We start from the raw sequence: 12,021 nt of genomic DNA, 5'->3' as shown, positions 1-12,021 counted from the left end.
TCTTCAATATTTCGAAATTAGGCAAGCTTGCCGTGTCCGCAGCTCACGCTGCGACGCCGCTCATAAAGCGGGCGTTCAAACCAAGAGGAGCTTTGCCATGAGCCGTATCAATGTCGTCAGTCTGGAAACCGCCGATGCCGAGCAGAAGGCACTGTTCGATTCGATTCAGTCACAACTGGGCGTGGTGCCGAACTTCCTGAGGGTGTTTGCCAATTCACCGAAGGCGCTGGAGGCCTTTCTCGGCCTGCACGGCATCGCCAAGTCGGGCCGTCTCGACCTGCGAACCCGGGAGCGTATCGCCCTGGCGCTGGCGCAGCAGAACGGCTGCGAATATTGCCTTTCCGCACACTCGACGCTTGGCCAGGGCGCCGGGCTGACCAGCGACGAGATGGCCGCCAATCGCCGCGGCACCAGCCAGGACGCCAAAGCCGCTGCCGCAGTCGCCTTCGCCCGCGCCCTGGTCGAGCACACGGGCGAGGTCACCACGGCAGAGCTGCAGGCCGTGCGCGATGCCGGCTATGGCGACGGCGAGATCGTCGAGATCATCACCCATGTGGGCTTGAACCTGCTGACCAATATCCTCGGCAAGGCCAGCCGCGTGGAGATCGACTTCGACCGGGTCACCCTGAATTCGGTTGCCTAACCGTTGCGGTGCCGCTCTCCCTGGGCGGCACCTTTCGAGGAACTTCACCATGACACGTGCCTTCAAGACGCTCACCTATACCCCTTCGGTTCGCGCCGCCCAGGCTCGCTACGGCAGCCGGGAAACCACCAAGCCCGTCGACCCGGCCGAGGTCGAACGTGACGTTCTCGGCGCGCCGGTTCGCGAGTTCATTGCCGCCCAGGACCACTTCTTCATGGCCAGCGTCGGCGAGAATGGCTGGCCCTATGTGCAGCACCGTGGCGGTTCGCCCGGCTTCCTGCAGTGCCTTGACGACCACACCCTCGGCTTCGCCGATTTCTCCGGCAATCGGCAGTACATCAGCGCGGGCAACATTGCCCATGACGACAGGACGATGCTGTTCCTGATCGACTACGCCAACCGGCGGCGGCTAAAGATCTGGGGTCGGGCACGCATCGTCCACGAAGAGGACGACGCTGCCCTGCTGGCTCGGCTGGAGGTGCCCACCTACCGCGCCCGGGTAGAGAGAGGCGTGGTGATCGCCATCGAGGCGTTCGATTTCAACTGCCCACAGCACATCACGCCGCGCTTCACCGTGGAGGAAATCAGCGAACGCTTCCCCGCCAACAGCCCCGATGCCGCCTTTTGAAGGCAATGAACGGAGTGATTCCCATGATGAGAATCGGCAAGTTGCAGGGACATACCGCCTTGGGAGGGAACATCATGAATCTGGGCAATATCGCGACGTGGTTCAAGCAAGGCCGCTACCGCTCTGCCAACCATCGCCAGCATGTCGCATTGAAAGAGTGCGACGCCCGTATGCTGCGCGACATCGGGCTCTATCGTGAACGTGGCCGGCTGATGCCGCTCCATCCGGAGCGAGAAGAGCAGTGACTGTTTGGCTCAGCTCTTGAGTCGAACAAGAGGCGAGCAGGCGCATGTCACATTACGCCCACCTGAATCGTCATGACAGTGACGGCCACTCGGCCTTCGCCTCTCTACCTAAGCGATTCAGGAGCCACACATGAGCCAGAGCACTCTGTTCATCACCCACAGGGCACTGCCCGGCAAGCGCGACGAGGTACGCCGCGCCTGGGAGACCCACCTGGCGCCCAGCATCCAGGCGCGCCAGGTCCACGACGTTTATTACTACTGTTACGATGACAGCGATCCCGACACCATTCGCGTCTTCCAGCGCTATGCCGTCGGCGCGGATCCACAGGCTTTCATGCAGGGGCCGGCCTACGATGCCTATCTCGCCGCGGTAACGCCCCTGCTTGCCCATCCGCCCGTGATCCACGCCGCCACGGTGGCCTGGGCCAAGGACAGCTCAGCGCCGATAGCCGAGACAGCCTGATGCCTTCTGCCGATTTTCTGCGCTTCGAAGAGGCCCGCCCCATGCTGCTGGGGCTGGCCTATCGCATCCTCGGCTCGCGCGCCGACGCCGAGGATGCGGTGCAGGACACCTTTCTCAAATGGCAGGCAGCGGATCGTGAGGCCATCGATACGCCCCACGCCTGGCTGACCACCGCCTGCACGCGACGCTGCCTCGATCTGCTGGGCAATGCCCACCGGGCCAGGGTCGACTACGTCGGTGCCTGGCTGCCCGAGCCCATCCCGACCGCTGCCGTATCCGATGCGGAACACAGCATGCAGCTGGCCGACTCGCTCTCCACCGCCTTCCTGCTGCTGCTGGAACGCCTCTCGCCCAAGGAGCGGGCCGCCTACCTGCTGCATGAGATCTTCGACACGTCCTACGCCGAGATCGCCGCCATGCTCGAACTCAAGGAGCCGGCCTGCCGCAAGTTGGTTTCCCGAGCGCGAGCCAATCTGCAGGCAGCCGAACAGCGCCATGCGCCACCCCAGGAACGCCAGCAGGCGCTGCTGGAAGCGTTCAGGCTCGCCATCACCGAGGGCGCCACGGCACGACTTGCCAACCTGCTCTCGGCTGAGGTCCGCCTCAGTGCCGACGGCGGCGGCAAGGTGCCCACCCTGCTCGAGCCGCTGCACGGCAAGTCGGCCGTACTCGACTTCCTGGCCAGCCGTCTGAGCCAATACTGGGCCGGCTATCTGTGGCGCGTGGCCGACATCAACGGCGGTCCCGGCTTCATGATGTACCGAGAGGGAAGCGTCGTCGCGACGGTGACCTTCGGCTACGACCGCTCAGGCCAGGCCACGGATATCTTCATCGTGCGCAATCCCGACAAGCTGACACGACTGACGTCATGACTGGCGCTCGACTATCGCACGGCAGCCGCTCTCTCTGGCTTGGGGATCCAGCAGCCCGACGATCCACTCGCGCACGGCGGCGATGGCCGGCTCCTCGAGCCGCTCGGGCGGGTAGACGAGCTGAAAGGGAGCGGCCTTCACCTCGGGGCCGAATGGTTGAACCAGGCGCCCCTGACGCAGCTCCTCCTCGATCAGATACCGGCTCATCAGAGCTATGCCCTGGCCGTCCAGGGCAGCGGCGATGCCATGGGTCTCGTCGGAGAACATCAGTCCGGCGCTGACGTCGAGCCCCGGTACCTGGACCTGGCGCTGCCAGGCCACCCAGTCCAACGGTGCGGGCGAAGAGAAGTGCAGCAGCGTATGGCGCACCAGTTCGGCCGGTTCACGCAGCTTCAGCACGGGGCTGCAGACGGGCACGAAGACATTGTCGAACAGCTTCTCCGCGACCAGCCCGGGCCAGGGGCCCTCGCCGTAGCGAATCGCCATGTCGGCGACGACGCCATCCAGGGCGACCGCTTTATGTGAGACCTGAATGCTCAGGTCGATCTGCGGGTGGGCATCGCGCAGCAGGCAGACCCAGGGCAGCAGCCAGCGTGCTGCCACGGCCGGAGTGGTCGAGAGCGTTACCGCCTGCCGCGTCGGCGGACGGCGCAGCTTGGTCACCGTCTCGGCGATGGCATCGAAGGAGTCGCTCAGCACGGTGAGCAGCGCCTGGCCCTGAGTCGTCAGCACCAGCTGCCGCGGCCGCCGCACGAACAGGGCCACGCCCAGGCTCTCCTCGAGCTGGCGGATCTGATGGCTGATCGCCGTCGGCGTGACCGAGAGTTCCTCGGCAGCACGCTTGGCGCTGAGGTGGCGCGCCGCCGCCTCGAAGGCACGCAGGGCGGAGAGAGAAGGCAGTCGTCGCGGCATCATGGATGAGTTTTATTTTCCAAAATCGAAAAAGAATCGTCGTTTGTCGCCCTACGTAGCTTCAGGCTTATATGAAACGAACCACAAGCAAGGCTGAGAACAATTCATTCAATAGATCCTACACCCAGTGACGGAGAAAACCCATGACGCGTTTACTTCACCTCGATGCCAGCCCACGCCCCGGCCGTGCCGGCAGCCACGACCACGGCTCGCACACCCGCCGGCTGACCCACCACTTCGTTTCCCGCTGGCGCACTCTGGAGCCGGATGCCGAGATCGTCTATCGGGATATCGGCGCCAACCCGCCGCAACTAACCAGCGTCGAATGGATCGAAGCCGCTTTCACATCCCCAAAGCAGCAGACCGATCCGATGCGGGCGGTCCTTGCCGAGAGCGATACGCTGGTGGACGAGGTCGTACGGGCCGACATCCTGGTGCTCGGCGTACCGATGTACAACTTCGGCCCACCGGCCGCGTTCAAGGCCTGGATCGACAACATCGTCCGTCTGGGTCGTACGGTCGATTTCGACATGCAGTACGGTGCCCACCCCTTCATGCCCCTGGAATCTTACGTGCCGCTGCTGGCCGACCGAAAACGGCATGCGGTGCTGCTCTCCTCTCGCGGCGGTTACGACTTCGACCCAGGGCGCAGCATGGCGGCATTCAACCATCTCGAGCCGGGCGCGCGCACCGCCCTGCAGTTCATCGGCATCGGCGGCTTTCACAGCATCGCCATCGAGCATCAGGAGGAAGGCGGCGAGGCGCTGGCCGCCTCGACCCAAAGTGCCCTGGAGCGCATCGCCCGGCTGGTCGAGCAATTGCATCGTGAGTTCGCCACGTCGCGCCTGACGCAGCCGGCGTGACGACTGCTCTCAGACGACCGAACACCGGGGCGCCTGGCGCCCCGTTATGCATGTCACCGCTATGAGGCCTGACTGACCGCCGCCTTGTCGGTCACCGGGTCGGCCTTGGCACCGGCCGCCTCACGGCGCTCCGAGTAGCGGTCCACCAGCGTTTCGGCGTGGGGCCGTAACAACACGGTGAAGCGCACCAGCTCCTCCATCACGTCGGCGATGCGGTCGTAGAGCGGCGAGGGTCGCATGCGCCCGGCCTCATCGAACTCCTGATACGCCTTGGGCACGCTGGACTGGTTGGGAATGGTGAACATGCGCATCCAGCGCCCCAGCAGGCGCAGCGTGTTCACCGCATTGAACGACTGCGAGCCGCCGCTGACCTGCATCACCGCCAGGGTGCGCCCCTGGGTGGGCCGCACCGCGCCCATGCTCAGTGGCAGATGGTCGATCTGGGTTTTCATCACGCCGGTGATCTGGCCGTGGCGCTCGGGGCTGCACCACACCTGCCCTTCGGACCACAGCGCCAGCTCGCGCAGCTCCCGCACCGCCGGGTGATCGTCGCCCGGCACCTGGTCCGGCAACGGCAGATCGGAAGGGTCGAAGATCCGCGTCTCGGCGCCGAAATAGCGCAGCAGCCGCGCAGCCTCTTCCACCGCCAGGCGCGAATAGGAGCGTTCGCGCAGCGAGCCGTAGAGCAGCAGGATGCGTGGCGGATGGCCCAGCGGATCGGGCAAGCCCTGGCCGGGCTGCCGCAGAGCGAAGCGCTCGTCGAGGGCCGGTAGATAGTCGGGGTCGTTGAGCGTGCGAAGCCTCATGTCGCCTCCTTCAGGGCGTGGGTTTGCAGGACGAGCAGCGCCACCAGGGCGGCAAGCCCCAGGGCCGAGGAGAACAGCAGCGCCTGGGTGCCGAAGCGCTCGATCAACAGGGCGAAGGCCAGCGGCGCCAGGGCCTGGCCGAAGCGTGCCGGCACCATCAGCACGCCCTGGCGCAGGCCATAGCCATGGGGGCCGAAAATGGCCAGCGGCAGCGTGCCCTTGGCGATGGTGAGAATGCCGTTGCCGGCACCGTGCAGCAGCACGAACAGCGTGGCCAGCGGTGCCCCCAGCGTCATCACGCCGAGCGCGCCAATGGGATGCGCGATAACGGCCAACTTGGCCGAGAGCAAGGGATGAAAGCGCTGCAGCAGCGAGAACTCGAGCATTCGTGCCGCCACCTGGGCCGGCCCGACCAGCGCTGCGGCGGCAATGGCGGCGGCGGGCGAGAGGCCGGCGATCTGCAGCAGCCACGGCAGGTGCGCCGCCATGGCGGTACTGACGAACCAGGTCACGGCGAAGACGAAGGCCAGCAGCGCCATGGGCAGCCAGGTTGAATTCGCCTCGGCGACTGCCGTCTCGGCGTGAAGCGCGGGCGGCTGGATACCGAATGGAATCAGCAACCGGTTGAGCGGCAGACCCAGCAGCAGATGTACCGCCGCCCAGGTGAAGCAGGCGTTCTGCCAGCCGAATTCGGCGTTGAGCCAGCCGGTGATCGGCCAGCACACCGTGCTGGCAAAGCCCGCCAACAGCGTGATACCGGTAATGGCGCCGCGCGCCTCGCTACCGTAGAGCCCGGCCAGAGTCGAGAAAGCCGATTCGTACAGTCCCATGCCCATGCCGACGCCGATCACCAGCCAACCTGCCCATAGCAGCACGGGCCCATCCGCCAACCCCAGCAGCACCAGGCCCAGGGCAAACACCAGGCTCGAGGCCGCCAGCACGTCGCGTCCGCCAAATCTGTCGATGCGCCTTCCCACCGCCGGCCCCAGCACGGCCGACACCACCAATGCCGAGGAGAAGGCCGCAAATACCGTACCCGTGGCAAGGCCGAGGTCTCGCGCCATGGGCACGGCCAGGATGGCCGGCAGATAGTAGGTCGAGCCCCAGGCCAGCGTCTGGGAGACGCCCAGGGCGACGACCACACCGGTGCGCGAGCTCATCGACTACCTCGATCATCGAGGTATAGGGGCCTGAAAAAACGCTTCACGCTCATCCTTCCCGCTCCTCCCCTTTCACTGCCCCCGCGGCCATGCGACGGCTCTCGACGATGCAGTCCGTGGCCTCCAGCCAGGCATCCACCGCCACCTGAAAGGCATCCCGCCCCTTCTCCGTCAGCGCATACACCTTGCGCGAGCGCCCCTGCACCACCTCGTTCGTGGACGAGAGGTAGCCCCCCGCCTCGAACTCGTTGAGTACCGGATAGACCGTGCCCTCCGAGGGACTGCAGCAGCCATTGGTGCTCTTCTCCACCGCCTGCACCACCTCGTAGCCGTGCATCGGCTTGCGGTGCAGCACGCTGAGCACGAAGAACTTCGACAGCGACATCTTGATCGTGCCGCGCCAGTACGAAGGATCGCTGTAGTCGGGGATCCGGCGACCGGTGGCCGCTTCGGATTTCGCTTTGGTCATAGTGGAAACCTATACCTCGATGATCGAGGCGTCAAGCAGATGGATGTCACCGCTTTATGGCTTACCCAGCCCAAGCCACTCCAACAACGACCTGGCGAACGCTTCCGGCTCTTCCAGTTGGGGCGTGTGGCCACTGCGCTCGAACAGCCGATAGGTAACGGGTGGCAGGCCAGGCAAGCGGGATTCCCAGAGCGTAGGCGGCACGACATAATCATGGCGCCCCATCACTACCAGTACCGGCGCGGAGAGATCCTCCAGACGCCAGTTGAACTCGTAGTCGACGAAGAAGTCGCGAAAGGCCGTGAAAGCCTCGGTGTCGATCGGCACCCCATGCCAGAGAGGGGCGGCGTCGTAATGCAGGTCGTACCAGAAGCGTGGGCCTTCGGCCACATAGCGCGCGACGAACGCTTCTCCCGGTGGCAGAGCGGCCAGCGCCTTCTCGTCGAGCAGGGCCTGGCCGCGCGTCAGTGCCGCCTTGCGCTCGCTCGAGGCATGGGTTTGCCAATAGCGATGCCCGGCTTCCAGTGTGCCCCGAACGTCACAGGGTGGTGTGCCGATGAGCACCAGATGGGACACCCTGTGGGGATATCGCTTGGCATACGCAAGGGCGACGTTGCCGTGATGGGAGTGCCCCACCAGCACGAACCGCTCGAGACCCAGCCGGCTGCGCATGGCCTCGATATCCTCGCAGTACGTCTCCAGGGTAATGGCCACCCGCCCCGTGTCGAGCTTGCCGGCGAAATGGCGAAGATCCACGAAGATCAGACGACACGATCCGTGCAAGCTCGCCGGGAAGGTGCGCGGATAGTAGACGGCCGAACCCAGGATCAACAGTGGCAGGCCGCGACCCTTTTCGACATAGGAGAGCGCCGCTCCAGGCGCCTCATGGGTACCGCTCCCGGAAGAGCGGAACCCAGGGCGCGGCCCGGAAGGCTGGCCAACCTCATTCGTCATGAGCTCATCCCCTGGCTGCGTATCGACGCTGGACGTAGTGAATGGCAGAACCATGCTCGCGGTGAGGATCAAATACGTCAACAAGTACAACACTGCCCACCTGTCGAACTACCGCGACACCAGCGGCGATATCTTCCACACCTATTCGGCCTACGGGCGCGGCGATGAACTCGTCGACGGTACCTACGGAACACGCCCGGCTTATAGTCACGACACACCGTCACTGACAGCGAGCGCGCCGCTTATAGAAAGCGTCCCTCGCCTCAGCGCCATTCAATGGAGGTAGGCGACGTGGAACCGGGGAGGATTGGATGAGTGCCGTGTTAGTCGTTGCATAGGGAATGATCTCATCGATCAACCGTTCCAAATGCTCGACCGATTCGAGATGAGCACGGGCAATGAAGCAATCGTCGCCCGTAATACGGTCGCACTCCGTGATCTCCGGCAGTTCCTGCAGCAAATCAACGACCCGTTGCAACTGTCCCGGTAGCGGTCGAATACGCAACCATGCTGCGAGTGACAAGCCCAATGCACACGGACTGATCCTGGCGGTATAGCCCTCGATCACCCCCGCCTCCTCCAAGCGTTTGATCCGCTCAGAAACACTGGGCGGCGACAGACCAACGAGGCGTGCCAGCTCTGCAATACTGGTGCGCGCATCGATAACGAGCGCTTCCAGCAACTGCCGATCCGTTGCATCCGGCACACCATTTTCATATCGAAGGCGTTTCATGGATTTTACCTTCCAATTTCCATTTATCAGGTGAAAACGTCCTTATTTAACACATGCCATTACCGCTTCCTTTCTTCACATAATAAGAAAAAAGGAGCTGTCATGCCTCCGCCGAATGCCACTCTCAATCGGGTTGCCGAGGTTGTCCCACCCCATGTCTGGTTCGGGGTGAGCGCCGTATTCCATTATCTTGGCCCCGCCTTCGCCGTACTGCTCTTCCCTGCCGTCGGCGTACTCGGCGTGGCCTGGTTCCGGATCGCGACGGCCGCCCTGTTCTTCGCTCCCATCACCCGGCCGTGGCGAACAATCCGAAAGGCCGATCCCCGGACGAGGTGGCTGCTACTGGGGCTCGGCGCCTGCCTGGCGATAATGAACACTTCGTTTTATCTCGCTCTCGACCGTCTGCCGATGAGCTTGGTGGCAGCCATGGAGTTCGTCGGCACCATCGCCGTCTCCCTCTATGGCCTGCGCACATGCCGCAACCTTCTGGCACTAAGCCTGGCAGTATTGGGCGTCTTGCTACTGGTCGACTTGAGATGGTCCTCCGATCCTTTGGGCCTGTTCTGGGCCACCCTGAATGGGGCTCTCTTCGTTGTCTATTTAGTGCTTGGACACAAGGCGGCCAGGGAAGGCGCCAGTGGCGGCGTCGAACGTCTGGGAGCAGCCATGGCGATTGCTTTCTTCATTCTCGTGCCAATCGGACTTGTCGAAGCAGCCAAAGCCTTCGGCGTAATTGAGCTGGTGTTGGCGGGTATCGCCGTGGGTATATGCTCCTCCGTCATCCCCTACGTCTCCGACCAACTCGCCATGTCTCGTTTGCCGCGAGCGACTTTTGCCCTCTATCTCGCCATCCTGCCAGCAACAGCCACCGTTATTGCGGCGATCATGCTCGCTCAGATCCCGACCCGACAGGATCTCGCCGGCATCGCGCTGGTCATGGCTGGCGTGGCCCTGCATATGCCTGCCAAAACATCAGGCTGACCGAAGCATTACCCATAACGCCGCCGCACATGGTCGCGATAGCCTCCCGGCGTCAGGCCGGTCACGGCCTTGAAGTCGTGGATGAAATGGGCCTGGTCGAAGTAGCCGGCGGCAAAGGCGGTATCGGTCAGCGAGGCCCTCGCCCCGCCCTGCTTGATCAGCTCGCGGCTGCGGGCGACGCGCAGCAGCCGGGCATAGCGCTTGGGTGAGAGCCCCACATGGCGCTGAAACAGCCGCTCCAGGTGGCGCTGGCCGAAGGGCAGCTCAGCCACCAGCGTGGCGACACTGGTCTGGCCTTGGTGGCGCTCGAGCCAGTCGAGGGATGCCGTCAGGGCCGGCACCTGTGGCGCGGCGTACCGCCGCAGCCGCTGGAGTAGATAGTCCTCCAGCAGCGCAATGCGCCCCGCCGGATCGGGCGTCTCGAGCAGCCGCTCGTGCAGCGCCTCGAGTTCGAGCCGGCGCAGGGCCTCGCCCGGCGTCAGCCCCCCACCGGCCAAGACCGCCAGGGATTCGCCCAGGAACGGCAATGCCATGCCCGGCAGGAAGCGTACGCCCAGCAGCTCGAGCTGGCTCCCCACCGTCAGTCGCGCCGTGCGCCGCTTGGGTCCATCGACCCAGCAGGCGCCGTGCAGCCGCTCACCGTCGCGCTCCAGCGCGTCACCGAAGTTGAACAGCAGACCCGCGGCGCCATCCGGGTGCATCAGCTCGATGCCGGCCGGCTCGCTGCCCCCTTGCGCCTGCCTTTGCGCCTGCCAATAGCACTGCACGTAGGCACGCAGCGCGGCACTGGGCGTGAAGTACCGCAGCACGAGGCCGGTGCCACCTGGCGGGTACAGCTGGAAGGCGGCGCTCATGTTGGGAGCCCTTCAGTGCATAGAAAAAAGTACAACGATTCTCAAATTCCGGCGGTACAGTAGAAGCACCCATTTCTCAATTACACATTCATATTAACGGAGCCTTACATGGAAGGAAGACGAATCCTGGTGGTCGGCGGCGGCGCCGGCGGGCTGGAGCTGGTCACCCGCCTCGGCCGCCGTCTGGGACGACGCGGCAAGGCGGAGATCACGCTGATCGACCGCAACCCCACCCACATATGGAAGCCGCTGCTGCATGAGGTCGCCACCGGTGCGCTAGATTCCAGCATCGATGAGATCTCCTATCAGAGCCATGCCCAGCTGAACGGCTACCGCTTCCAGCGCGGCACCCTCGAAGGGCTCGACCGCGAGGCCCGCCAGCTGCGCCTGGCCCCGGTGCTCGATGAACACGGCGAGGAAGTGTTGCCGGCCCGCAGCCTCGAATACGACCTGCTGGTGTTGGCACTCGGCAGCGTGAGCAACGATTTCGGCACCCCCGGCGTCGCCGATCACTGTCATTTCCTCGACAGTCCGGCCCAGGCCGAGGCCTTCCGGCGCGACATGCTCAATACCTTCCTGCGCTACAGCGACCCCGAGCGGCGAGAGCATCCGCACCTCACGGTGGGCATCGTCGGCGCCGGCGCCACCGGCGTGGAGCTGGCGGCGGAGCTCTACGACGCCTCGCGCATGCTGCACAGCTACGGCTTCACCGAGATGGACAGCCGCCACCTGGAGGTTCACCTGATCGAAGCGGCGCCGGACGTGCTGCCAGCCCTGCCCGAGCGCATTCGCAGCGCCGTGCGTACCGAGCTGGAACGCCTCGGAGTGAAGGTGCACACCAGCACCCGGGTGGTCTGCGTGGAGGAGAGCGCCATCGTCACCGCCGACGAGGAGCGCATCGAAACGGACCTCAACGTCTGGGCCGCCGGCATCAAGGCACCCAACGTGCTGCGCGAACTGGGGCTGAGCCTGGATCGTAATCAGCGCATCCAGGTGGAGCCGACCCTGCAGAGCGTCGACGACCCCAACATCTTCGTGCTCGGCGACTGCGCCAGCTGCCCCCAGCCGGACGGCAGCGTGGTACCGCCTCGAGCGCAGGCCGCCCACCAGCAGGCCCAGCGGCTCTACAAGAATCTGCTCGCCCGGCTCGAGAACGGCACCCTCAAGCCGTTCCGCTATCGCGACCGCGGCTCGCTCATCTCGCTGGCCCACTTCGAGGCCATCGGCAGCCTGATGCGCGGCGCCTCGGCGCGCAGCCTGTTCATCGAGGGGCGCCTGGCCAAGTTCTTCTACGCCTCGCTCTACCGCATGCACCAGCGCGCCATCCACGGCACGGCCAAGACGGCGCTGATTCTGCTCTCGGACGGACTCAACCGCTTCATCCGCCCGCGCATGAAGCTGCACTGAGGTCGAAAATCTACAATCGAGGCGATAACCG

The 12,021-nt window shown here is 64.6% G+C and carries 15 protein-coding genes; 8 read left to right on the top strand and 7 right to left on the bottom strand.

Annotated elements, in window-relative coordinates; genetic code table 11:
* Nucleotides 1-97: 97 nt before the first annotated feature.
* The 5 genes from C4S71_RS06595 (at nt 98) to sigJ (ending at nt 2,851) form a co-directional block, all read left to right on the top strand.
* Complete coding sequence (locus C4S71_RS06595; RefSeq protein WP_086511493.1) at nt 98-643, top strand: carboxymuconolactone decarboxylase family protein; 546 nt, start codon at nt 98-100, stop codon at nt 641-643.
* Between the two features lie 49 nt (nt 644-692).
* A complete protein-coding gene (locus C4S71_RS06590; RefSeq protein ID WP_103968626.1) occupies nt 693-1,271 on the top strand; it encodes a pyridoxamine 5'-phosphate oxidase family protein in 579 nt (192 codons plus the stop codon).
* A gap of 23 nt (nt 1,272-1,294) precedes the next feature.
* Complete coding sequence (locus C4S71_RS06585; protein WP_103968625.1) at nt 1,295-1,516, top strand: hypothetical protein; 222 nt, start codon at nt 1,295-1,297, stop codon at nt 1,514-1,516.
* A 130-nt stretch (nt 1,517-1,646) separates the two neighbouring features.
* Nucleotides 1,647-1,979: a putative quinol monooxygenase gene (locus C4S71_RS06580; RefSeq protein WP_103968624.1), complete on the top strand. Its 333-nt coding sequence runs from the start codon at nt 1,647-1,649 to the stop codon at nt 1,977-1,979.
* Nucleotides 1,979-2,851 (top strand): RNA polymerase sigma factor SigJ, encoded by an 873-nt coding sequence (sigJ, locus tag C4S71_RS06575; protein WP_103968623.1) that lies wholly within the window; start codon nt 1,979-1,981, stop codon nt 2,849-2,851. Before C4S71_RS06580 ends, sigJ begins: the two co-directional genes overlap by 1 nt.
* Here sigJ and gcvA read toward each other — a convergent pair.
* On the bottom strand, nt 2,846-3,766 hold the full coding sequence (gene gcvA / locus C4S71_RS06570) for a transcriptional regulator GcvA (RefSeq protein WP_103968622.1): 921 nt from the start codon (nt 3,764-3,766) through the stop codon (nt 2,846-2,848). The two genes, sigJ and gcvA, sit on opposite strands and share 6 nt — an antisense overlap.
* A 140-nt stretch (nt 3,767-3,906) precedes the next feature.
* Here gcvA and C4S71_RS06565 point away from each other — a divergent pair, with 140 nt between their 5' ends.
* Nucleotides 3,907-4,626, top strand: a complete 720-nt coding sequence (locus tag C4S71_RS06565) for an FMN-dependent NADH-azoreductase (protein ID WP_103968621.1) — start codon at nt 3,907-3,909, stop codon at nt 4,624-4,626.
* A 59-nt stretch (nt 4,627-4,685) separates the two neighbouring features.
* On the opposite strand, the gene arsH is transcribed toward C4S71_RS06565, so the two are convergent.
* From arsH to C4S71_RS06535, 5 genes are all read right to left on the bottom strand, one after another.
* The gene (gene arsH, locus C4S71_RS06560; protein ID WP_103968620.1) at nt 4,686-5,432 is read right to left on the bottom strand and encodes an arsenical resistance protein ArsH; all 747 of its coding nucleotides are present in this window, start codon (nt 5,430-5,432) and stop codon (nt 4,686-4,688) included.
* A complete protein-coding gene (locus C4S71_RS06555) occupies nt 5,429-6,592 on the bottom strand; it encodes an MFS transporter (protein WP_103968619.1) in 1,164 nt (387 codons plus the stop codon). The genes arsH and C4S71_RS06555 overlap by 4 nt, the downstream gene beginning before the upstream one ends.
* Before the next feature lie 49 nt (nt 6,593-6,641).
* Entirely contained in the window at nt 6,642-7,061 is a 420-nt protein-coding gene (locus C4S71_RS06550) for a PadR family transcriptional regulator (protein ID WP_103968618.1), read from the bottom strand.
* A gap of 54 nt (nt 7,062-7,115) precedes the next feature.
* Nucleotides 7,116-8,015 carry an alpha/beta fold hydrolase gene (locus C4S71_RS06545; RefSeq protein WP_103968617.1) on the bottom strand — a complete coding sequence of 300 codons (900 nt, stop codon included), beginning with the start codon at nt 8,013-8,015 and terminating at the stop codon, nt 7,116-7,118.
* 220 nt (nt 8,016-8,235) lie between these two features.
* On the bottom strand, nt 8,236-8,748 hold the full coding sequence (locus C4S71_RS06535) for an Lrp/AsnC family transcriptional regulator (RefSeq protein ID WP_103968616.1): 513 nt from the start codon (nt 8,746-8,748) through the stop codon (nt 8,236-8,238).
* A 102-nt stretch (nt 8,749-8,850) separates the two neighbouring features.
* Here C4S71_RS06535 and C4S71_RS06530 point away from each other — a divergent pair, with 102 nt between their 5' ends.
* On the top strand, nt 8,851-9,729 hold the full coding sequence (locus C4S71_RS06530) for an EamA family transporter (RefSeq protein WP_103968615.1): 879 nt from the start codon (nt 8,851-8,853) through the stop codon (nt 9,727-9,729).
* Nucleotides 9,730-9,737: 8 nt separating this feature from the next.
* Here the strand turns inward: C4S71_RS06530 and C4S71_RS06525 are convergent, their stop codons facing one another.
* Entirely contained in the window at nt 9,738-10,583 is an 846-nt protein-coding gene (locus C4S71_RS06525) for a helix-turn-helix transcriptional regulator (RefSeq protein ID WP_103968614.1), read from the bottom strand.
* A 108-nt stretch (nt 10,584-10,691) separates the two neighbouring features.
* Between C4S71_RS06525 and C4S71_RS06520 the strand changes: the two genes are divergently transcribed.
* Nucleotides 10,692-11,990, top strand: a complete 1,299-nt coding sequence (locus C4S71_RS06520) for an NAD(P)/FAD-dependent oxidoreductase (RefSeq protein ID WP_103968613.1) — start codon at nt 10,692-10,694, stop codon at nt 11,988-11,990.
* The last annotated feature ends 31 nt before the right edge of the window (nt 11,991-12,021 follow it).

Source organism: Billgrantia desiderata (genome assembly GCF_900108215.1).
GTDB lineage: Bacteria > Pseudomonadota > Gammaproteobacteria > Pseudomonadales > Halomonadaceae > Halomonas > Halomonas desiderata.
The sequence above is the reverse complement of the archived record's forward strand: the minus strand, read 5'-3'. Positions and strand labels throughout refer to the sequence as shown.